Source organism: Streptomyces lincolnensis (genome assembly GCF_001685355.1).
GTDB classification, from domain to species: Bacteria; Actinomycetota; Actinomycetes; order Streptomycetales; family Streptomycetaceae; genus Streptomyces; species Streptomyces lincolnensis.
The window spans coordinates 3,675,311-3,696,126 of sequence record NZ_CP016438.1 but is presented as its reverse complement, the minus strand read 5'-3'; the positions used below and the strand labels follow the sequence as shown (position 1 = coordinate 3,696,126).

The 20,816-nt window shown below is 73.5% G+C and carries 16 protein-coding genes; 8 read left to right on the top strand and 8 right to left on the bottom strand.

Annotated elements, in window-relative coordinates; translation table 11 throughout:
- The first annotated feature begins 275 nt into the window (after positions 1 to 275).
- Positions 276 to 1,694 carry a thioester domain-containing protein gene (locus tag SLINC_RS16290; RefSeq protein ID WP_079164557.1) on the top strand — a complete coding sequence of 473 codons (1,419 nt, stop codon included), beginning with the start codon at positions 276 to 278 and terminating at the stop codon, positions 1,692 to 1,694.
- A 48-nt stretch (positions 1,695 to 1,742) separates the two neighbouring features.
- Here SLINC_RS16290 and SLINC_RS16285 read toward each other — a convergent pair whose 3' ends face one another.
- Positions 1,743 to 2,240: a TIGR03618 family F420-dependent PPOX class oxidoreductase gene (locus tag SLINC_RS16285; protein ID WP_079164556.1), complete on the bottom strand. Its 498-nt coding sequence runs from the start codon at positions 2,238 to 2,240 to the stop codon at positions 1,743 to 1,745.
- Positions 2,241 to 2,311: 71 nt separating this feature from the next.
- Between SLINC_RS16285 and SLINC_RS16280 the strand changes: the two genes are divergently transcribed.
- The 3 genes from SLINC_RS16280 to SLINC_RS16270 all read left to right on the top strand — a co-directional run bounded on the left by SLINC_RS16280 (position 2,312) and on the right by SLINC_RS16270 (position 5,050).
- Positions 2,312 to 2,527 carry a cold-shock protein gene (locus tag SLINC_RS16280; RefSeq protein ID WP_067432883.1) on the top strand — a complete coding sequence of 72 codons (216 nt, stop codon included), beginning with the start codon at positions 2,312 to 2,314 and terminating at the stop codon, positions 2,525 to 2,527.
- A 190-nt stretch (positions 2,528 to 2,717) separates the two neighbouring features.
- The gene (locus SLINC_RS16275) at positions 2,718 to 3,509 is read left to right on the top strand and encodes a serine/threonine protein kinase (RefSeq protein ID WP_067432880.1); all 792 of its coding nucleotides are present in this window, start codon (positions 2,718 to 2,720) and stop codon (positions 3,507 to 3,509) included.
- Positions 3,506 to 5,050: a serine/threonine-protein kinase gene (locus SLINC_RS16270; RefSeq protein ID WP_067432877.1), complete on the top strand. Its 1,545-nt coding sequence runs from the start codon at positions 3,506 to 3,508 to the stop codon at positions 5,048 to 5,050. Before SLINC_RS16275 ends, SLINC_RS16270 begins: the two co-directional genes overlap by 4 nt.
- Positions 5,051 to 5,068: 18 nt before the next feature.
- Here SLINC_RS16270 and SLINC_RS16265 read toward each other — a convergent pair whose 3' ends face one another.
- Positions 5,069 to 6,247 (bottom strand): hypothetical protein, encoded by a 1,179-nt coding sequence (locus SLINC_RS16265; protein ID WP_067432874.1) that lies wholly within the window; start codon positions 6,245 to 6,247, stop codon positions 5,069 to 5,071.
- A gap of 294 nt (positions 6,248 to 6,541) precedes the next feature.
- Between SLINC_RS16265 and ettA the strand changes: the two genes are divergently transcribed.
- The 3 genes from ettA to SLINC_RS16250 are packed head-to-tail and all read left to right on the top strand — an operon-like array spanning position 6,542 to position 9,291.
- On the top strand, positions 6,542 to 8,206 hold the full coding sequence (gene ettA / locus SLINC_RS16260) for an energy-dependent translational throttle protein EttA (RefSeq protein WP_067432870.1): 1,665 nt from the start codon (positions 6,542 to 6,544) through the stop codon (positions 8,204 to 8,206).
- Positions 8,207 to 8,212: 6 nt separating this feature from the next.
- Entirely contained in the window at positions 8,213 to 8,626 is a 414-nt protein-coding gene (locus SLINC_RS16255) for an acyl-CoA thioesterase (protein ID WP_067432867.1), read from the top strand.
- Positions 8,623 to 9,291 (top strand): DUF8185 domain-containing protein, encoded by a 669-nt coding sequence (locus tag SLINC_RS16250; RefSeq protein ID WP_067432864.1) that lies wholly within the window; start codon positions 8,623 to 8,625, stop codon positions 9,289 to 9,291. The genes SLINC_RS16255 and SLINC_RS16250 overlap by 4 nt, the downstream gene beginning before the upstream one ends.
- 31 nt (positions 9,292 to 9,322) lie before the next feature.
- Here the strand turns inward: SLINC_RS16250 and SLINC_RS16245 are convergent, their stop codons facing one another.
- From SLINC_RS16245 to SLINC_RS16230, 4 genes are all read right to left on the bottom strand, one after another.
- On the bottom strand, positions 9,323 to 10,288 hold the full coding sequence (locus SLINC_RS16245) for an ABC transporter ATP-binding protein (RefSeq protein WP_067432860.1): 966 nt from the start codon (positions 10,286 to 10,288) through the stop codon (positions 9,323 to 9,325).
- Positions 10,289 to 10,325: 37 nt separating this feature from the next.
- Positions 10,326 to 13,049, bottom strand: coding sequence for an ABC transporter permease (locus SLINC_RS16240; protein WP_225988407.1), 2,724 nt, complete (start codon positions 13,047 to 13,049; stop codon positions 10,326 to 10,328).
- Between the two features lie 13 nt (positions 13,050 to 13,062).
- The gene (locus SLINC_RS16235; RefSeq protein WP_079164555.1) at positions 13,063 to 16,308 is read right to left on the bottom strand and encodes an FtsX-like permease family protein; all 3,246 of its coding nucleotides are present in this window, start codon (positions 16,306 to 16,308) and stop codon (positions 13,063 to 13,065) included.
- A gap of 158 nt (positions 16,309 to 16,466) precedes the next feature.
- The gene (locus tag SLINC_RS16230; protein WP_067432854.1) at positions 16,467 to 16,880 is read right to left on the bottom strand and encodes a globin; all 414 of its coding nucleotides are present in this window, start codon (positions 16,878 to 16,880) and stop codon (positions 16,467 to 16,469) included.
- Between the two features lie 97 nt (positions 16,881 to 16,977).
- On the opposite strand from SLINC_RS16230, the gene SLINC_RS16225 reads away from it, so the two are divergent.
- Positions 16,978 to 17,964, top strand: coding sequence for a methyltransferase domain-containing protein (locus tag SLINC_RS16225; protein ID WP_067432851.1), 987 nt, complete (start codon positions 16,978 to 16,980; stop codon positions 17,962 to 17,964).
- Positions 17,965 to 17,973: 9 nt separating this feature from the next.
- Here SLINC_RS16225 and SLINC_RS16220 read toward each other — a convergent pair whose 3' ends face one another.
- Both SLINC_RS16220 and SLINC_RS16215 read right to left on the bottom strand, forming a co-directional pair.
- Positions 17,974 to 19,419: an FHA domain-containing protein gene (locus SLINC_RS16220; RefSeq protein ID WP_067432848.1), complete on the bottom strand. Its 1,446-nt coding sequence runs from the start codon at positions 19,417 to 19,419 to the stop codon at positions 17,974 to 17,976.
- Between the two features lie 36 nt (positions 19,420 to 19,455).
- Complete coding sequence (locus SLINC_RS16215) at positions 19,456 to 20,802, bottom strand: vWA domain-containing protein (protein ID WP_067432845.1); 1,347 nt, start codon at positions 20,800 to 20,802, stop codon at positions 19,456 to 19,458.
- Between the last annotated feature and the right edge of the window lie 14 nt (positions 20,803 to 20,816).

Genomic DNA, 20,816 nt, shown 5'->3' with positions numbered 1-20,816 from the left:
CGTGAGCGAGGCATACGGCGCCGCCACGAGCGGCTGACCGAACTGCGGCTTATCGGCGAGAGCGTGCCGCGCGATGGCGGTGGATTTGTCGATAAGCCCTGCTCGCAAGTGATCTTGGCGATAACGATTCCGAGTCGGATCCGCCGTCCGACGGCATCACAGGGAAGCGTGGTGCGCCCTTTCCCTAGGATGCCGAACACAGCTCTCGGGGCTATTGATTCTGCTGGTGGGACCTACCCCCACGTGCCAACAGGTCCTGCTCGAAGGGGAATTCCGTGTTTTCTTCGTTCTCCGCGCTGTCGGTGCGCGGGCGAGGGGCAGGCCGCCTCGTCGCCTCGACGGTGGTGTCCGGGCTCGTCGCCGTCGGCGTGCTGGCCGCGGCCGGTCCCGCGTCGGCCGCCCCCGCGACCACCGACGCGGCGACACAGACCCAGGGCGGGGCGACCGCCACCATAGGCGGCCTGAAGACGTACGGCGACGCCGTGATACACGACGCGACCGGCGATCTGACGGTGTCCGCGGGGTTGTTCGAGATGTCCGTCGAGGGTGGCGGCACCCTCCAGACGTACTGCGTGGACCTGCACAACCCCACCCAGCGGGACGCCAAGTACCACGAGACCCCGTGGAGCGGCACCTCGCTCGGCGCCAACAAGGACGCGGGCAGGATCCGTTGGATCCTCCAGAACTCCTACCCGCAGGTCAACGACCTCGCAGCGCTCGCCGCCAGGGCGGGGGTGGCCGGGGGCCTCACCGAGCAGGACGCGGCGGCCGGCACCCAGGTGGCCATCTGGCGCTACTCGGACGGCGCGGACGTGGACGCCGTCGACCCGCAGGCCGAGAAGCTCGCGGACCACCTGGAGAAGAGCGCCCGCAACCTGGCCGAGCCCGCGGCGTCCCTGACCCTCGACCCGCCGGCGGTCTCCGGCCGCCCCGGCGGACTGCTCGGCCCGGTGACCGTGCACACCAACGCGGCCGCCGTGACGGTGGCTCCGCCGGCGGACGCCGCGACCAGCGGGGTACGGATCCTCGACAAGGCCGGCAGAGCCGTCACCACCGCGGTCAACGGCAGCCGGCTGTTCTTCGACGTGCCCGAGGACGCGGCGGCCGGCTCGGCCGACCTGACCGTCCAGGCCTCGACGACGGTTCCCGTGGGCCGTGCCTTCGCCTCGGAGGGCCGCAGCCAGACGCAGATCCTGGCCGGCTCCAGCGAGTCGACCGTCTCGGCGACCGCGAGCGCGACCTGGGCGGAGCAGGGCGCGATACCGGCACTGTCCGCGGAGAAGAACTGCGCCGAGGGCGGCCTGGACATCACCGCGGCCAACGAGGGCGACGAGGAGTTCGGCTTCACGCTGCTGGGCGCCGAGTACACCATCGCGGCGGGCGAGTCCCGGACGGTGACGATCCCGCTCCAGGAGGACCGGTCCTACGACTTCGCCATCGGGCTGCCCGGCGGCGCCGAACAGCGGTTCAGCGGTGTTCTCGACTGCCGTACGCAGGGCAGTGCGGGCGGTGCCTCGACCCAGACGCTCAGTGAGCCGAGCCCGGCGACGATGAGCGACACCACCTCGGACGTGAACCTCGCCGAGACCGGCAGCTCCGGCGCGACGCCGGTCATCGGGGGTGTCGCCATCGGGCTGGTGCTGATCGGCGGGGCGGCGCTGATCCTCGTGCGGAACCGGCAGACGCGGGACTGAGCCGCCGGGGGCACCCGGAGGCCCGGCGGTCGGTCGCCGGCTCGGTGGTCACTGGGCCGTGCCGGTCAACAGCCAGCGGCGTACGGGGACTTCGAGCAGGATGCGGTCTCCGTCCTGCCGGTGCGGGACGGAGACGTCCCAGCCGTCGTACTTCGCGGCGAAGGCGGCCCTGACCGTTTCGGGGAACGGAGCGCTGTGCGGGACGGCCTCTCCCTCGGCCACCACGGGGAAGCGGCCGTCCTCCAAGGTGAGGGACACCCTCGGGGACTTCTCGATGTTGCGGACCTTGACCGAGCCACCGTCCGTGCCGATCCACCACGTGTCGTCCCGGAAGACGAACCACACGGGCGTCACATGGGGAGACCCGTCCGGGCGGACGGTGCACAGCCAGGCGTGCCGCTCCTCGGCGAGGCGGTCGCGCAGGGGTGGTGTGGCCGGGGACGGTGGATCGGCTGGAGTCGCGGGATCGGTCGGAGTCACGGGGCGGGTCGGAGTCACGGGGCGGGTCGGAGTCACGGGGCCGGTCGGGGGCGCGGGATCGGTCATGCGCTCATCCCACCCGGCCCCTCACCGAAAAGCCATAAGAGCTCTGAGGGGCAGGGCTCTAGGGTTCGCTCATGGTGACTGCGACCGTGCGCGAGTGGCACGACGAGGAAGGCTGGGGCGTGCTCGACTGCCCCGAGACCCCGGGCGGCTGCTGGGGCCACTACTCCGACATCCAGGCCGACGGCTTCCGTACGCTCGCCCCCGGACAACGGGTCGGCCTCGAATGGGAGGCGCCGGGCTTCCAGCAGGACGGTTACGACTATCGCGCGGTGAGCATCGTGCCGTAGCGGTGGGCATCGCGCCGTAGAGGGTTGCGGTGAATGCCGTGACCCGTGATGCTCGCGGTGTCGTGTCGACCGGGCGGACCGACCATCCGCCGCCGCAGGGAACCGCGGCACCCGGCCACGCATCACTCCGGACGGGTGGCCATCGCGGCCACCCTTAGAATCCTGGCGATCACATCGGGGGAGAGCCGGCATGGAAACGATCATCGTCCAGCCGCCCGGGCTGGCACGGCCGGAGGCCGTCGGCGCGGGCAGGCCCCAGCTGCTGCACATGGGACCCGGCGACGTGGCCGACTTCGGCCGCGGACTGCCCGGCGGAGGAGTCTCCATCGTCCTGCCCGACCCCGGGATCTCCCGGCGCGCGGGTCGGCTGGAGGCGGCCGAGGACTACTGGCGGCTGTCCAACTTCAGCCGGGACGCGGCGTACGTGGTCGAGAACCTGGAAGGCGCCGGCGAGTACCTCACCGTCGCGCCCGGGCGGCTCGGGGCGCCGGTGCCCTTCGAGTTCTCCCGGGTCGTGCTGCCCGCGCTGAGCGGGACCGCCGAGTTCAAGGTGTTCGCCCCGCAGCACGCCTACCTGGACGAGCGGTCCGCACCCGGCGCCGGCGAGCAGACCGTGCACCCCTACGCGCTCGACGCGACGGCCAAGTACTTCCTGGTGCTGGTGGCGCTGTGCGAGCCGCGGCTGCGCGACCCCTCGGAGAGCGCGCTGCCGGGCGTCGGGGACATCGTGGAGCGGCTGCGTCCGCTGGAGAGCTGCCGTGATCTGACCCGCTCCGCCGTGAACTACCACATCGACTACCTGGCCTTCACGAAACTGCGCCTGGACCTCGGTGACGAGCCCGGAACGGAGGGCGGCGGCCGCACCGGTGCCAAGCGCGCCGGGCTGGCCTCCTTCGCCCTGCGCTTCGGCCTGGTGCGGGAGGAGCATCTCGCCCTGCTGCCGACCCGCAGACGGCCCCTCGCCCAGGAGATCCGCGCGTGACCCGGTCCGGCGCCGAGGAGGGCGCCCTCGCGACGCCGCGCCTGCCCGTGGGTTTCCGCATCGAGGACTGGGAGCTCGGCGCGGTCATCGGCTCGGGCGGCTGGGGCACCGTGTACGAGGCACGGGCGGTCGCCGACGGCACGACGGCGGCCGTGAAGGTGCTGCCGACCGGTGCCCTGGCACCCGGCCAGCGTGCCGCGCTCGGCGAACTGGTCGCGCGCGAGGTGCGGTTCAGTACCGAGGCGGACCACCCCCACCTCGTCCGGACCCACGCCGTGTGCACCGTCGACGCACCGGACCTGCCCGCCCTGGACGGAGCGATCGCGCTCGTCATGGACCGCGCCGAGGCCAGCCTGCGCCAGGTGCTGGACTCCGCCGCGACCGGACACCCGGTCCCGGACGCCGAGCGGATCCTGCGCGGCGTCTCCGTCGGGCTGGCCCACATGCACGACGCCGGCTGGGTCCACGGCGACCTCAAACCCGCCAACGTCCTGCTCGGCGCGGACGGCGAGGTCTGGCTCGCCGACTTCGGTCTCGCCACCGAACTCGACGGCACCCACGCCCTCGTACCGCCGCTCGGCACGCTCGACCACCTGCCGCCCGAGTGGTGGTCCCAGCGCACCGGAGCCGACGGAACGGTGGTGCGGCCGACCGCCGACATCTGGGCCTTCGGCGTCCTCGCCCACCAGGTGCTCACCGGGGGCCTCCACCCGTTCCCCGGCGCCACCGCCCGCGCCCGCTCGCTCGCCGCCCAGGCCTACGCCCGCGGCACCGCACCGCTGCGTCTCGACGCCGGACTCGACGACGGCTGGCGCCGGCTCGTCGCGGACTGTCTGGCACCGGACCACGCGGCCCGCCTGCGCCACACCGCACCGAGCCTCGCGGCCCGGGTCGCGGCACTCTCCGACACGCCCCGCCGACGCCGACTGCTGCCCCTCGCCGCGACGGCACTCGTCGCCGTCACGGCCGCCGCCGTCGCCGGGGCCGCGCTGCTCGGAGGCGACGACGACGATGGCCGCGGTGCGGGCCAGAAGCGGGGCTCGTCCGCCGTCGTCACCGACTCGACCAGTCCGGCCGCCGGGGAGATCCCGGAGAACTCCGACGTGCCGAAGGCGTTGCGTCCGATCATCGTCAGTGCCGCCCGGCGCTGCACCGACGCGGAGGTCACGCCCGCACTGCTCGCCGCCATGATCAAGACGGAGAGCGACTTCGACGTGAACGCGTCCCGTCCGAAGGACGAGGAGTACGGCATCGCCATGTGGACGCCGGGGGTCTTCCGCGCCTGGGCGCAGGACGGCGACGGCGACGGCGACAAGGACTACCGGTCGCCTCCGGACGCGATCCACACCATGAGTCTGTACGTGTGCTGGCTCGACCAGCAGTTCAAGCAGGCCAAGATGCCCGCCAAGGAACTCCCCGCGCTGATCGCGGCCGGCTACCGCACCAGCGACCGCACGGTCATCGAGGAGGGCGGCGTCCCCGAACGGGTGCGGCCGCATGTCGAGGAGGTGCTCCGCCACCTCGCCGCATACCAGCGGTGAGGCGACGGAGCACGCCGCTCAGCAGTCCTTCACGTCCGGCATCTTGTTGCCGGGCGAGCTGATGTAGATGTTGGTGATCCAGCCGCCGTACTGGGGCAGATAGGCCCACCAGTCGTTGGTGTACGGCGGCACCGAGACCTGCTGCCCCTTCTTCTGGCAGCCCACCAGCACCTCGACGCCCGCCGGGAGCTGGGTCATCGGATCGTCCGCGGTGTTCGGGTTGCGGCGGACGTTCACATGGTCGCTCCAGGTGCCGTACCACCATCCCGCCGGCCGGGCCGCGCCCGGGACGTTCAGGGAGCGGGTTACCCGCCCGATGTCCGTGTACGCCTTGCCGTACGACGTGCCGGCCGCGTGCAGGGTGTAGACGGCCACGATGTTCCGGTCGTTGGGACCCACGGTCCCCGTGCTGTGCAGCGCGGGCCGGGTCAGGTTCACGTCCGCGGCGGCGGCCGGGGTCACTGCGGGGGCCGAGGCCGCCGTACGCGAGGCGACGGTGGGCGTCCCACCCTCCGGGGTGCACGTGCCGTCCTCGAACGAGGATCCTCCCGACCAGCCCTGCTTGACCGCCCACGGCTTCTGGAACGCCCCGGCGATGCCGAAGTGCTGGTCGAAGCTGTCCGAGGCGCAGCGCGTGGACTGGCGCAGGTTACCCATCACGAAGTCGCGCACGGGGGCGGGCGCCTTGTCCAGCAGATAGCGATAGATGCTCACGGTGTCCCGGGCGGAGATCGCCGTGTAGCCCCAGAAGCCCTCGTAGCCGGCGGGCGGCGGTGCCGTGTCCTTCAGGTTGAGACGGTTGACGCCGGCCATGCGGGTGATGATCGCCGACCCGCCGTGGTCCGACCAGTAGTCGTCGGCCGGGGAGTCCTTGCTGCTGCGCAGCATCGGCTCCAGCCAGGCCCGGTCACCGGGCGGCACGACGTAGTCGGGGCCCCGGTTCCACAGGTAGTCCAGCGCCATCAGCAGTTTGACGATGGAGGCGGACCGGAACTGGGTGCTCGTGTTGAGCTCCTCGGTGAAGGTCCCGGCCTCCCGGTCGAAGACGGCGACCCCGGCCGTGACGCCGGGCGGCACCTGCACGGCCGCGGCGGTGGCCGCCTCGGGCCGCACGGACGGGGCGTCGGCGACGGCCGTCCCGGCCGCGCCGCAGACCAGGAGCAGTGAGGCGACGGTGGCGAGCAGGCGGCGCTTCAACGGTGGTGCTCCTTGGGCAGCGAGGTCGAGTCGAGTCTGCGCATGGCCGTTCCTTTCGCGGTGAGCGGTACGGAGCGCGGGCCCCGCGGCGCGGCCGGGGCCCGGAAGACGACTCGAACCCTAGGCAGCACACGGCGCCGACGGTCCCTGACGAATGTCAGGGTGACAATCGCGCCACCGGCGAACCCCCAGGTCACAGCCCCCCGACCAAACGGGTTACCACCCGAGGGTGGACCTCAGGCAAGATGGGGTGTATCTGCCCACGCCTGATTTCAAGCTGCCGGACGGTTTCTCTTGGCTGAGTACATCTACACCATGCGCAAGACGCGCAAGGCGCACGGCGACAAGGTGATCCTTGACGACGTCTCGCTGAACTTCCTGCCCGGCGCGAAGATCGGTGTGGTCGGCCCGAACGGTGCCGGTAAGTCGACCATTCTGAAGATCATGGCGGGGCTGGAGCAGCCGTCGAACGGTGACGCCTTCCTGGCGCCCGGGTACACCGTCGGCATCCTCCTCCAGGAGCCCCCGCTCACCGAGGACAAGACCGTCCTGGAGAACGTCCAGGAGGGTGTCGCCGAGGTCAAGGGCAAGCTCGACCGGTTCAACGAGATCGCCGAGCTGATGGCGACCGACTACTCGGACGCGCTGCTCGACGAGATGGGCAAGCTTCAGGAGGAGCTCGACCACGCCAACGCGTGGGACCTCGACGCCCAGCTGGAGCAGGCCATGGACGCGCTCGGGTGCCCGCCCGGCGACTGGCCCGTCGTCAACCTCTCCGGTGGTGAGAAGCGCCGCGTCGCGCTCTGCAAGCTGCTCCTGGAGGCGCCCGACCTGCTGCTCCTCGACGAGCCCACCAACCACCTCGACGCCGAGTCCGTGAACTGGCTGGAGCAGCACCTCGCCAAGTACGAGGGCACCGTCGTGGCCGTCACCCACGACCGGTACTTCCTGGACAACGTCGCCGGGTGGATCTGCGAGGTCGACCGCGGCCGGCTGCACGGCTACGAGGGCAACTACTCCAAGTACCTGGAGACCAAGCAGACCCGTCTCAAGGTCGAGGGCCAGAAGGACGCCAAGCGCGCCAAGCGGCTCAAGGAAGAACTCGAGTGGGTGCGGTCGAACGCCAAGGGGCGCCAGGCCAAGTCCAAGGCGCGTCTGGCGCGGTACGAGGAGATGGCGGCCGAGGCCGACAAGATGCGGAAGCTGGACTTCGAGGAGATCCAGATCCCGCCGGGCCCGCGCCTGGGCAGCATCGTCGTCGAGGTCAACAACCTCAGCAAGGGCTTCGGCGACAAGCTCCTCATCGACGACCTCAGCTTCACGCTCCCGCGCAACGGCATCGTCGGTGTCATCGGCCCGAACGGCGCCGGCAAGACCACCCTGTTCAAGATGATCCAGGGTCTGGAGACGCCCGACTCCGGCTCCATCAAGGTCGGCGAGACCGTCAAGATCTCCTACGTCGACCAGAGCCGCGAGAACATCGACCCGAAGAAGACCCTGTGGGCCGTCGTCAGCGACGAGCTCGACTACATCAACGTCGGACAGGTCGAGATGCCGAGCCGGGCCTACGTGTCCGCCTTCGGCTTCAAGGGCCCGGACCAGCAGAAGCCGGCCGGCATCCTCTCCGGCGGTGAGCGCAACCGCCTCAACCTCGCGCTCACCCTCAAGCAGGGCGGCAACCTGCTGCTCCTCGACGAGCCGACCAACGACCTCGACGTCGAGACCCTGTCCTCGCTGGAGAACGCGCTGCTGGAGTTCCCCGGTGCGGCCGTGGTCGTCTCCCACGACCGGTGGTTCCTGGACCGCGTGGCCACGCACATCCTCGCCTACGAGGGTGACTCCAAGTGGTTCTGGTTCGAGGGCAACTTCGACTCCTACGAGAAGAACAAGATCGAGCGGCTCGGCCCGGACGCCGCGCGTCCGCACCGCGCCACCTACAAGAAGCTGACCCGGGGCTGATCGATCTTGCGCCACATCTACCGCTGCCCGCTGCGCTGGGCGGACATGGACGCGTACGGCCACGTCAACAACGTGGTGTTCCTCCGTTATCTGGAAGAAGCCCGTATCGACTTCCTGTTCCGCCCGGACAAGGATTTCCAGCAGGGGTCGGTGGTGGCGCGCCATGAGATCGACTACAAGCGGCAGCTCGTCCACCGGCACCGGCCCGTGGACATCGAGCTGTGGGTCACGCAGATTCGAGCGGCGTCCTTCACCCTCTCCTACGAGGTGAAGGACGGCGACGACATCTACGTACGGGCCTCGACGGTGATAGTGCCGTTCGACTTCGAGGCCCAGTGCCCGCGCCGGATCACCTCCGAGGAGCGGGACTTCCTGGAGGAGTACCGGGACGACGACGAGGAGGAGGCCGTCGCCGCATGACGGTCGTCCACCTCGCCGACGAGGGGGAGGCGGCGGACCTCGCGGCCTTCCTCTCCCGGCTGCTCCACTACGACCGTTCGGCCGCGGTGCGCCTCCAGGGCGCCGGCACTGCACTCGCCGTCTTCGGGCGGCCGCCGTCCTTCGAGGTGCTGGCGATCCGCGCGGTGCGCCTCGCGAAGCCGTACGAGGACGGGCTCGACGTCACGCTGGACGTGACCGTGTCCGCCGGTGAACTGCTGGAGTCCGTCGACGAGTCGGCCGCCACGGCCGTGGTGCCTCAGGCGGTGACCGGTCCGCCGTGGGCGGGTGTGCTTCCGCCGCGGGGCGGGTGGCAGCCCGTGCCCGGACTGCCGGCGCCGGACGCCCTGCGGGCGATGGTCGGCGCGGGGATCGCCGAATTCCGCTCCCGCACGGCGGAGTTGGCGCCCGAGACGCGTACGCGCGCCGAACTCGACCGGATCGGGCGGGAGATCTGGTCCCGGACCGTCGGTGACACCCCCTTGCCGGTGCGGGCCGTGCACGCGGCCCAGTCGCTGGGATTCCTGCGCCCCGGCGGGCAGCCGGCGTTGCTCTCGTCGGGTGCGTGGCTGCGGCTGCGCACGCCGTACGGGTCGATCGCCGTACGACGTGCGGGACTCGGCGCGTTGGACGTCAGCGTGCGCTGACGGTCACGACGGCCGCCGGGCGGCGGACGGGTCAGCGCGGCTCGCTGTCGTCCGGCCAGACGCCGATGTGGTCCGGTTCCAGTTCCAGCGCCACCCGGTCGCGCATGCCGAGGGCCCGGGTGTAGTCGGCGGGGAGCTGGAGGCGGCCGGCGCGGTCGAGCATGGCGTACTCCCGGGCCACCACCGTCTCGTGGCCGGTGGCCGCGTCGACCTCGCTGCGGCGCAGGACCTCCGTGGAGGTACGGCCGTCGCGGATGGCGACCGTGCGGCGGACCTCGTCGGCGACCGCCTGGTCGTGGGTGACGATGACGATGGTCGTGCCCAGCTGCTCGTTCGCGCTGCGGAACGCGGCGAAGACCTGTTCCGCGGTGTGGGAGTCGAGTTCGCCGGTGGGTTCGTCGGCGAGCAGCACCGACGGGTTGTTGGCGAGGGCCACGGCGATGGCGACGCGTTGCTGCTGGCCGCCGGACATCTGGTGCGGGCGGCGGTCCCGGCAGTCGGCGACCTTCAGCAGGTCGAGGAGTTCCAGGACGCGTGAGGTGCGGGCGCGGTGGGTCCTGCCGGTGCGCAGGCCGCCGGCGAGCTGCATCGGCAGGGCGGTGTTCTGGGCGGCCGTGAGGTAGGGCAGGAGGTTGCGGGAGGTCTGCTGCCAGACGAAGCCGACGACCTCCCTGCGGTAGGCCAGCCGGTCCTTGGCGGTCATCGTCAGCAGATCGCGGCCGGCGACGCGGGCCGCGCCTGCGGTGGGGGTGTCGAGACCGGCGAGGATGTTCATGAGGGTGGATTTGCCGCTGCCCGACGCGCCCACGAGGGCCATGAGCTCACCCTCGCGGACCAGGAGGTCCAGCCCCTGGAGGGCCTGGACCTCGATGCCGTCCGTGGTGAAGATGCGCACCAGACGGTCGCAGGTGATGAGGGCGTCGTGGCCGTAGCCGGGGGTGTCGCGGGCGGCCTTCGCCCTGTCGGCCAGGTCGGTGAGGGTGGGCTGGGTCGTCATGCGCGTCTCCTGGACTGGTGCCCGGCGGTGGCGGCGGTCATCGGCTGTCCCCCGCTCTCAGCTCCCGTACCGAACCCCGGCGGCCCGACCACCACGCCTGTGCCGCGGCGACTCCCACGGTCAGCAGGAGGACCGTGGCTGCCGGGGCGGTCAGGGAGAGCGGGTCCGTCCGGAGCGAGGTACGGCCCGCGGAGCCCTGGGGGGCGGCCAGGGCGATCGTGGTGAGGTCGATGCCGGGGGCGAGCAGGTGGATGGTGGCCCAGCCGGTGAGGAGGCCGCCGGTCGCGGCGAGGGCGGCCTGGGGCAGGGACTCCAGGACGAGGAGGCGGCGGCCCTGGGCGCGGGTGAGGCCCATCGTGCGCAGGCGGGCGAGGAGGGCGACGCGTTCGGGCGCGGTGCGCAGCAGGGCGAGGAGGAGGGCCAGGACGGCGTAGCCGGCGCCGGCGGCGACCGCGGCGGTGTAGACGCGTTCGGCGCCGGACTGGAGGGGCGAGTCGACGTACCCGTCGCGTTCCTCGGACCGCAGCTGCACGGTCGCGGCGGCGCCCGTCGCCCGGCGCAGATCGGCCGCGTTCAGCCGGTCGCCCGTCAGGAGCAGGGCCGTCGGACGGGCCGCGCGGGCGCTCAGCCCGGCGCGGTCCACGACCAGGAACTGGCTGCCGGACACCGCCGGGGTCTGTTTCCGCACGAGGACGATCCGCACGGTGACCGTGTTGCCGTCGCCCAGGCGGACGAGGAAGGGGCGGGTGCCGTACGTCCGGGCGGTGGCCGGCGAGGCCAGCGCGGGCAGCGCGTCGGAGTCGCTGCCGCCGTCCGCCCGTGCCGTCGCCTTCAGCTTCCTCTCGGGGAACGGCCCGAACCCGGTCCGCGCAGCCAGTCCCGCATAGGTGCCGAGGTCCGCGCCCACCAGCGGGACCGAGGACGGGCCGTCCTGCGGTCGCGCCATGTGGTCGATGCTCACCCTCACCAGGTCGTGCACGCCGGGGGAGCGGCGGATCCGGTCGGGGAGCGTGGCCGGCAGCGTGTCGGCGGCCTCGATCCGGGCGTCGGCGCCGACGGTGAGCAGGGCCGCCCGGTCGCGGGCCTCGCCGACTCCCGCGAGGACCGAGCCGCCGAAGGCCGCGGTGGTCAGGGCGGTCAGCAGCGCCAGCAGGGGCAGCACCGCCGAGACGGACGTACGGCCCGCGCGCGCGAGCGAGAGGTGGCCGACCACACCCCGCAGACGGCCGGCGGGACGGGCCAGGGCGCGCAGCGGGAGCGGGTGCAGGCGGACCAGGGCCAGCGCCGCGACCACCGCGACCAACGCCGGTGCGAGGGACACCAGTTGGTCACCGGCGGACCCCGAGGTGCCGCGCCTGCGCAGGGTTTCGACGGCACCGGCCGCCAGGACCAGCAGGGTGAGCTCGGCGATCGTACGGCGCCGGGACGGCCGCGTGGAGGTGAGGTCCGCGCGGTCGGTGTGGACGCGGACGGCCCGGTGGGCAGCCGCCGCACGCAGGGGCAGGGCCAGGCAGGCGACGGCCGTGACGGCGGCGGCCGCGGCGAGCGCGTACCCGGTGCGGGGCGCGGGGACCGCGAGCAGGGCGGCCGCGAGGCCGAGCGCGCCCGCGGGCAGCGCCACCACCGCCGTCTCGGCGACCAGGCGGGCGGTCAGACCGCGCAGGGAGGCGCCGCGGGCGCGCAGCAGGGCGAGTTCGGAGCGGCGCCGGTCGGCGGCGAGGCCGCCCGCCATCAGCAGGACGACGGCGGCGACCGTGCCGGCGCCGGACGCGGCGACCGCGATCAGAGGGGCGATGCCGGTGCGCAGCCGGTCGTAGGAGGTGAACACGTCGTCGAGTTCGGTGTTCGCCTGCATCAGGCTCTCGGCCGTCGTGCGGACGTTCCGCAGGCCCGGGCCGGCCTCCAGGGAGGCGACCGCGGACTTCAGGCGCGGTGTCTCGTGGGCGTGGAGGCTGCCGGCGGCGGGCGCCAACTGCCAGTACCGCTCGGGGATTCCGGCCGTGCTCAGCAGGGCGGGGGCCGCCTCGGGGGCCAGGAGCAGGGTGCCGAGCCAGTACTTGGGGGGATCCGCGCCGGGCAGCGGGACCAGGGCGGGCGCGCGCAGCAGGGGCTGGGTCGACCAGAACGCGCCGGACGGGTCGCGCGGAGCGACGATGCCGGTGACGCGGACGGCGAGCGGCTCGCGGTCCACACCGGGTACGTGGATCACCGAACCCGCCTTGATTCGCAGGCTCCTGGCGGTCTCGGCCGTCACCGCGGCCTCCACCTCGGGCGTCGTGGCCGTCACCTCGCCGGTGGTGCGCGGGAGGCGCCCGGCGCGGACGCGGGCGTGGTCGGCCAGGCCCTGCTGGGCGACGAGGGACACCCGTGCGGGCAGGCCGTAGGGCCGGGGCAGCCAGGGGTCGGTCGTCTCCGGGTGGTCGGTGGTGCGGGCGCCGTACGTCGACTGGCCGCGGTCGACGCCGAGCGGGCCGGGGACGGCGGCGAGGACCTTGGCGTACTGGCGGGCCAGGGTCTCGGGGCGTACGGCGTCCTCGCGCAGGTGCTGCGGCAGCAGCAGGTCGGGCTGCGGGGCGTACAACTGGACGCTCGTCCGGGCCGGGTTGGCCCGGTCGACGGCATGGCGCAGGCCGGCGTCCTCGTAGTGGTCGACGGCCCGCGGGAACACCGCGGCCAGACACGCGGTCAGCGCCACCAGCAGCGCGAGCGCACCGGCGGCACCGGGCGCGGCACGCAACCGGGTACGGACCCAGGGGGCCACGGCCGGACGCACCTCACTCACCCCCCTGCTCGCGCAGCGACACGACCGGATCCGCCCGCCGCACCGCCAGCGCCACCGTCACCAGCAGCGGCGTGGCGACGACGGCGGCCAGCAGTACGGCCACCCGCGCGGCCGGCAGTTCGACCAGGACGTCCGGCACCGGCCGCGCGGCCTCCGACGTCAGCAGCACCAGCGGGATGACGGCCCGGGTCAGCGCGGTGCCCAGGGCCGCCCCCACCAGCAGGGCCAGCACCACCAGGACGCCCTGCTCGACGGCGATCGTGCGGGCCAGCCGGCGGCGTGGGGCGCCCAGGGCGCGCAGGACCGCGAACTCCGCGCCCCGCTCCCGCAGGGACCCCACCGCGCTCACCGCGAAACCGACGGCGGCCAGCGCCGCCGCCGCACCGGCCGCCGCGGCGAACGCGGCCTCCGGACCGGCACCGAAGGGGTCGTCGCGCAGCCCGGCGGCGATCTCGTCCCGCACCACGACCTGCGTGGGATCCATGTCGGGCCGCGCCCGCAGCGCCGCGGCGACCGCCGCCTCCTCGCCCGGCGCGGTCCGCAGCCACCACTCGGTGGGGGTGACACTGCTGCCGTGGCGGGCCTGGAGGACGCGGTTCACGGACCGCAGGTCCACCAGCAGCGCCCCGCCGCCCGCGTCCGTGGTCGTGGTCGGCAGTGCCCGGACGGCGTGCGTGATCCGTACCGGCACGCTCTCGCCGCCGAGCGTCACGTCGACGCGCTGTCCGGGGCGGGCGCCCGCCGAGGCGAGGAACCGGTCGGTCGCGAGGGCGGTGACCTCGGGCGGCGCGGGCTGCGCGACCTGGAAGCGGACCGTCAGGGACGAGACGCCCCAGGAGTCCGGGGGCGTGTACCCCGTGCCGTACTCGATCGCGGGCGGCCCCGAGGCGCTCACGCGCGGCCGGGTCGGCCTGCTGCTCTCGTCCGGCACGGCATCCCGGCTGTCGCTCTCCGACACGGCCTTCCAGGACGCGGGCAACGACAGCCGCCGCGCGGTGCCGTCGGCGCCGGTGGCCGTCAACTCGTCCAGCACGAAACGGTGTTGTTCCGCGCGGCCGGTCGGCTGAGTGGTGACGAGTTGCAGCCCCGTGAGGGTCGACGAGGTGGCGGGCATGGGGAGTTCGAGGGTGTGGCGGCGGCCGTCGGCGGGGAGCTTGCCGGCCGGCAACTGGTACGGGGTGCCGTAGCCGTCCTCCAGGGTGACGGTGACGTCCGCGGCCGCGGACGGGTCCGGGCCGCGCAGGGTCGCCGCCAGCCTCAGCCGCGCGGTGCGCGCGGGCACCTTCGCGCCGGCCGTCGGCACCTTCCGGCCGAGCCCGGCCACCAGCGGGCGGACCGGCTCGGGTGCCAGGTCGGGGCGCAGCAGCAGGGTGTTGGCCGCGTGCGCGGTGTCCAGGGCCAGCACGGTCGCCGTGCGGTTGTCGGACAGCGACAGCGTGGTCCGGACGGCGGGGGCGGCCTCCTCCACGTGCGGCAGCGCGGTGTACTCCTCGGTCCGGCCGAGACCGCCGTCCCCGGCGGCCAGGACCCGTAGCGGCACCCCGGCCCGGAAGTCGGCCTGGTCGTCCTGCGAACGGTCCCAGGAGGCGCCCTGCCCGATCGCCAGCAGCCCCAGGGCGACGGCGAGGACCAGCAGCAGCACCGGCCCGGCGCCGCGCATCGGACGGCGGGCGATCTGCCAGCCCGCCAGCGCCGCGGTCAGCCCGCGCCCGCCGGCCGCCCGCCGCTCGGCGAGCCGTGCCACCGGCGGCAGCAGCCGCAGGGTGAGCACGGTCCCGGCCAGCAGCGCGAGCGCGGGCGCCGCCACCAGCAGCGGATCGATGCCGAGCCCGCCCGACCGCTCACCGGTCACGGCACCGGAGGTCTGGTGGTCCAGCTGCCAGTACGCGACCCCGGCCACCACCAGCAGCCCCAGATCGGCGCCCGAACGCACCGAGGAGGGCAGGGCCCGCGCCCGGCTCGGGCGGAACCCCGCGGAGGCCAGCGCCGGCAGGGTGATCGCCAGCGCGCAGCCCAGCGCCGCCGCCGCGGCCACCAGCCACACCCCGGGCCGCCCCAGGACCGGCAGGTCCAGCTCCAGGCCGATCCGGGCCAGCGGCCCCTGCCCCGCCAGCAGCCGGGCCAGCGGGCCCGCGAGCAGCGGCGCGCACACCAGCGCGGGCACGGCGAGCAGCAGCGCCTCCGGCAGGGCGAGCCCCGCGATCCGCCGGCCGGAGGCACCTCGGGCCCTCAGCAGCCGGGTCTCGCCGGTGCGTTCGCCGCTCAGCAGCCGGGCCACCAGCAGCAGGGCGCAGCCCGCGAGCAGCACCAGCTGGAGGGCGACGATCAGCAGCGTGGAGCGGGAGACGAGCAGCGAGCGGTCCACCCGGTCCAGGACCTCCGGCAGTCCCGTGGTCACGGTCGCCGAACCGCCGAGCGCCGGCCGGGTGCGCAGGGCCGCACTGCCGTCGCGGACCGCCTCGCGCAGCGTGTCGATCCGCCCGGTGGTCAGCGTCGCGAAGTCCGCCGACGCCAGCCAGGCCGACTGGCCGGCGCTCACCCGCCCGCCGGCCAGGACCGCGGGATCGGTCAGCAGCGGGCCGTAGGTGGTGAAGTCGATCTTGTGGATGCCCCGGCCGCCGAGGTCGTCCAGCCGCCAGTACGGCGCGTCCGCCCGGGCCGGCCGGTACAGGCCGGTGACCGTGACCCGCACGGCCGGGCCGTCCAGCCGGTCGGCGAGGGTGAGACGGGCGCCGGGCTCCAGGCCGAGGGCCCGGGCGGCGGTCTGCGGGAGCGCCACCTCCACGGCGTCCGGGGCGGGCCCGGGCAGCCGCCCGGCGACCACGCGCACCCGCGTTTCGTCCAGCGCCGCGAAGTGGGTCAGATCCGGGTCCCCGGACCGCTCGGAGCGCGGCTGGAGCGAGCGCGGCAGGGCGTACGGCCCCGACCGCACCAGGCTCCGCACCGTCACCGGCAGCCCGTCGAACGAGGCGCGTGCCGCCTTGCGCACGGCGTCGTCGGCGGCGCCCCGGCCGTCCACGGACACGTCGGCCTTGACGACCAGCGCGGTGTCGGCGGCGTTGCGGGGCTCGCGCAGGGAGTGGCGCAGGGCCGCGTCGCCGATCGCGCCCGAGTAGGCGGTGAGGGTGGCCAGGACCGTCGTGGTCAGCAGGACGGTGAGCAGCGCGGCGGCGAGCAGCAGTCGATGGGCCCGTGCGCGCAGCAGGACGAACCTCGCGATCCCGCCCCACCCCGTCACGCGGCCCCCCGCCGTTGTCCAGATCTCCCGGGATGTTGTCAGAGGGGACAGGCCGTCGGTAAGCGGTTGTGGACCTGCCTTGACCGGATTGTGATCGGATTCCGGCGTCGGACGACCGGATTCCGGGGTTCAACCCGCCAGCCCGTCAATCCAGGTGATCAGTCAGGTGTGTTCACCATCGAGGCCGCCGCGTACGTCAGGTAGTTCCACAGCGTCGTCTCGTGCTCCTCGGACAGACCGAGCGAGTCCACGGCGTCCCGCATGTGCCTGAGCCAGGCGTCGTGCGCCGCACGGTTCACGGTGAACGGGACGTGCCGCATCCGCAGCCGGGGATGGCCGCGGTTGTCGCTGTACGTCGTCGGACCGCCCCAGTACTGGATCAAAAAGAGCGTGAGGCGCTCCTCGGCCGGGCCGAGGTCCTCCTCGGGGTACATGGGCCGCAGGAGCGGGTCCTCGGCCACCCCCTCGTAGAAACGGTGGACGAGGCGGCGGAAGGTCTCCTCCCCGCCGACCTGCTCGTAGAAGGTCTGCGTCTCAAGCGTGCCGCGCCGGATCTCTTTCACGTCCCCCATGGTCTCAGACGGGGCGGAGGAGGACTCAAGGCTTAGGACCTGCCCTGCCCGGGCCCCGTGCTTAGGCGCTGAGGTCCGGAGGGTGCACAGTGGAGGTATGGGCGCGCACGCTCTGGACAAGTACGCCAAGGAACTCGCCGACCTCGCCGCCTCGGCGCGGGCGGCCCTGGTGCGGGAGATCGACGCGAGCGGGGCCTGGGCCGCCGACCCCGTGTGGCGGGAGGTGTTCGAGGCCGTCCCGCGGCATCTCTTCGTGCCGTACTACTACGTCGGCGTCGTCGGCGGCCACGAACGGCGGTGGGGCGAGAGTCCCGATCCGCGCACCCGGGAGCAGTGGGTGCGCGGCGCCTACGTCGACGCCCCGCTGGCCACCCGGCTGCGCGACGGCGAGCTGCTCTCCTCCAGCAGCCAGCCCTCCCTGATGGCGATGATGCTGGCCGAACTGCGGGTGGAGCCCGGCGACCGGGTCCTGGAGATCGGCGCGGGCACCGGCTACAACGCGGCCCTGCTGGCCCACCGGCTCGGCGACGACCTGGTCACCACCGTCGACCTGGAACCGGAGATCACCGAGGCGGCCCGCCGGCACCTGGCCGCCGCCGGATACCACCCCACCGTCGTCACCGGCGACGGAGCGCGCGGAGTGCCCGAACGCGCCCCCTACGACCGGATCATCGCGACCTGCACCCTGCCGTCGGTACCGCGCGCCTGGCTCGCCCAGAGCCGCCCCGGCGCGCGCATCCTCAGCCCGCTCGCCACCGGCCTGATCGCCCTCACCGTGCGGGACGCCGAGCACGCGGAGGGGCGCTTCCTGCCCACGCCCGCCTACTTCGTGCCCCTGCGCGGCGGCGGGCCCGAACCGGAGCCGGCCCCGCTCGGCGGAGTGCCGCGCCGGGCCAGGGAGGACGAACTCTTCCGGTTCCTGCTGATCCTGACCCGCGGCAACCTCGACCCGCAGGAGGTGTTCACGCTGTGGGAGCGCGAGGGCCACCCACGGCGTGAGCGGTACGGCATCACCGTCCGCGGCGAGCACGAGTGGGCGTGGCTGGACGATCCGGAGGGGCCGTACGCCTGGCCCCTCACGTGACGCGGAGGCTCAGCCCCTGCGGATCGTGATCGTCGTCCACGCCCCGACGTGCACCCGGTCGCCGTCCTGGAGCGGTACCGGGACGAACGGCTGGATCGGCTCCTCCGAGCCGTTGACCGTCGTGCCGTTGGTCGAGTTCTGGTCGACCACCGCCCAGGAGCCGTCCGGCTGCTGCACCAGCACCGCGTGCTGGTGCGAGACGCCCGGGTCCTCCGGCGGCACCGCCAGGTCGATGTCCGGGGTGTCGCCGGTGGAGTGCCGGCGGCGGCCGACGGTGACCTGGTTGCCGGTGAGCCGGCGCTGCTGCTCGGGCGAGTAGGCGGGCAGGTTGAGCCCCGCGGCCTCGGGGCCGGAGCGCTGCATCATCGCCATGAAGTAGTCGCGGTCCGGACCGATGGTCGCGGTCCAGCTCGCCGGCTGCTGCGGGTAGCCGGGGCCGGGCGCGGGCGGGGCCTGTGTGGCGCTCTGCTGCGGATAGCCGTAGCCACCGCCGGGGCCCTGGCCGGGACCGCCCTGACCACCCTGGCCTCCGGGGCCGCCCGACGGCGGGGAGATGACCCAGTCGTCGGCGCCGCCGCCGAAGGGCGGGTTGCCGGGCTGCTGCTGGTTCGGATGCTGTTGCTGGTTCGGGTGCTGCTGCGGGTATCCGGGCGGACCGCCCTGGCCGGGACCACCCGGACCGGGCTGCTGGTACGCCTGGGGTGCCTGGGGCGGACCGCCCTGACCGGGGCCGCCGGGGCCGCCGGGGGTCGGGCCGGGCGGCGGCGGGACGGGACGCGACGGGTCCGCGCCGAAGGGGCCGGGGCCGCCGGGACCCTGGCCGGGTCCGCCAGGACCGTTGGGCCCACCGGGGCCCTGACCGTAGCCGGGACCGCCCGGACCACCGGGGCCGCCAGGACCTTGTCCGCCCGGGCCCTGACCGTAACCGGGACCGCCGGGACCGCCGGGGCCGTTGGGCCCGCCCGGACCGCCGGGTCCCTGCTGCTGGCCGAACTGCGGGCCCGGCGGGATCGGCTCGGCCGGCCGGTTCATCTGGGAGGGGCGGGAACCCTGGTACTCGTAGGAGTCACCGCCGCCGCCGAAGGACGGACCGGGCTGCTGCTGGAAACGCGCGGCCGGGTTCTGGCCCGGCCCCTGCCCGGGCCCCGGCTGGGGCGGGGCGGCCGGGGTGTACGAGGTCGCCGTGTTGGTCAGGAAGTTCCACCGGCACTCCTCGCAGAACGGCGCACCGCCCTCACGGGGCGTACGGCACTGCGGGCACAGCTCGGGTTCCGGGTCCGGTACGGCGGACAGGTGCGGCGGGCGTCCGCCGGGCTGGCCACCCTGCGGGGGCGGGAAACCGTAACCCCCGCCGGGCGGCGGCGGAGGCGGGGGCACGGCACCGGCCATGCGGTGACCGCAGACCTCGCACCAGTCGTCGGAACCCGACTGGTGTCCGTTCGGGCAGGTCGGCATGTCGGCGCGTCCCTCCTTCGTTCCTTTAGTTCCAGGTCACTTCTTCACGCGGACGGTCTTGGTGGACCTGGTCTCGAGAGTCATCTCGTCGGCCTCCTCGACCTTCGCCTTCAGTCGCACAGTACCTGTCGCCGCGTCGACCACGTCCACCACCTTCGCAAGCAGTTTCGCAGTATCGGCGTTCCCGGAAGCACTCGCGAGCTGAACGGCCCGGCCCAGTTTGGCCGTCGCTCCGTCCATGTCTCCCGATTTGCGAAGATCCAGCCCTTGTTGGATGACCTGTGCCAGTTCGGCCTGGCCGGTGTAGTGGGCGACCTGAGGGTTGATCGACGTCGAGGCGACCATGTCGTCGGTCCACACGGCCCGTACGAGACCCTGGGCGCCGAGGTTCTGGGCGCTGCCGTCGGCCTGCGGGACGACCAGGGAGACCCGGGCGGCGAGCATCTCCTGGCCGATGTTCGCGACCGGTACCTCCACGCAGACGTGGTAGTCACGGGACTCGTCTCCCCAGGAGCCGGTGGGGTAGTCCCCGGCGCGGGGGCCGGACTCGGTGCGGCGGTCGGTCAGCTCCTCGACGGTGGGCGCGACCTGCTTGACGAACTTCACAGTGGTGCCCACCGGTGTCCACAGCCGCAGCGCGACGTCCGCGACCTCCTTGCCCATCGCCGTCTCCATCATCTGCGTGAAGTCGGCGGCGAGGGCGGCCGGATCGGCGACGATGTCGGCGGTGCCGAGCAGTGCCGAGGCGATCCCTGTGACTTCTTTCACTTCCCAGTCGGTGCCCACGCCCCGGGCGTCACAGGTGAACCGGCCGGCGCAGGTGTCGAGGGAGGCCTTCAGGTCCTCGGGTGACTCGTGCTCGTTGCGGCCGTCGGTCAGCAGGATGCCGTGGCGTATGGCGACGTCCGCGGAGGACAGCAGTCGGTCGGCGAGGCGCAGCCAGGTGCCGATAGCCGTGCCGCCGCCCGCGCTGAGCTTGCGCAGGGCCTGTTTGGCCTGGTCGCGGGTGGTGGCGTCGGCCACGGCGAGGCGTCCGCCGCCCGGATAGACCTCCTTGGCCACGTGTGTGCCGCCGATCACCGCGAAGTGCACGCCGTCGCGCAGGGTGTCGATGGCGGCGGCCGTGGCGTCCCGGGCGTTGCGCATCTTGGTCGGCGGGTAGTCCATCGAGCCCGAGCAGTCGACCATGATCGCCACCGCCGCGTCCGGGCCCTGCCCCGGACCGTAGAGATGGGGAGCCGCCACCGCGCTGCCGATCGTGCCGCCACCGGTGGCGGTCACCGTGACGATGGCGTTGACCTCGCGGCCCCCCTCCGGCAGGTACTCGTTCTGGTACACGTCGACCGAGAACTGCGGCACGCTGGATTTCGAGAAATTGGCCATACCTACTCAAATCC

Excerpts from the sequence above, each read along its gene's own strand:
- SLINC_RS16280 (WP_067432883.1), top strand. The coding sequence starts at position 2,312 with ATGGTGACTGCGACCGTGCGCGAGTGGCACGACGAGGAAGGCTGGGGC.
- SLINC_RS16220 (WP_067432848.1), bottom strand. The coding sequence starts at position 19,419 with ATGCCGACCTGCCCGAACGGACACCAGTCGGGTTCCGACGACTGGTGC.
- SLINC_RS16215 (WP_067432845.1), bottom strand. The coding sequence starts at position 20,802 with ATGGCCAATTTCTCGAAATCCAGCGTGCCGCAGTTCTCGGTCGACGTG.
- SLINC_RS16225 (WP_067432851.1), top strand. The coding sequence starts at position 16,978 with ATGGGCGCGCACGCTCTGGACAAGTACGCCAAGGAACTCGCCGACCTC.
- SLINC_RS16245 (WP_067432860.1), bottom strand. The coding sequence starts at position 10,288 with ATGACGACCCAGCCCACCCTCACCGACCTGGCCGACAGGGCGAAGGCC.
- SLINC_RS16275 (WP_067432880.1), top strand. The coding sequence starts at position 2,718 with ATGGAAACGATCATCGTCCAGCCGCCCGGGCTGGCACGGCCGGAGGCC.
- SLINC_RS16250 (WP_067432864.1), top strand. The coding sequence starts at position 8,623 with ATGACGGTCGTCCACCTCGCCGACGAGGGGGAGGCGGCGGACCTCGCG.
- SLINC_RS16230 (WP_067432854.1), bottom strand. The coding sequence starts at position 16,880 with ATGGGGGACGTGAAAGAGATCCGGCGCGGCACGCTTGAGACGCAGACC.
- SLINC_RS16285 (WP_079164556.1), bottom strand. The coding sequence starts at position 2,240 with ATGACCGATCCCGCGCCCCCGACCGGCCCCGTGACTCCGACCCGCCCC.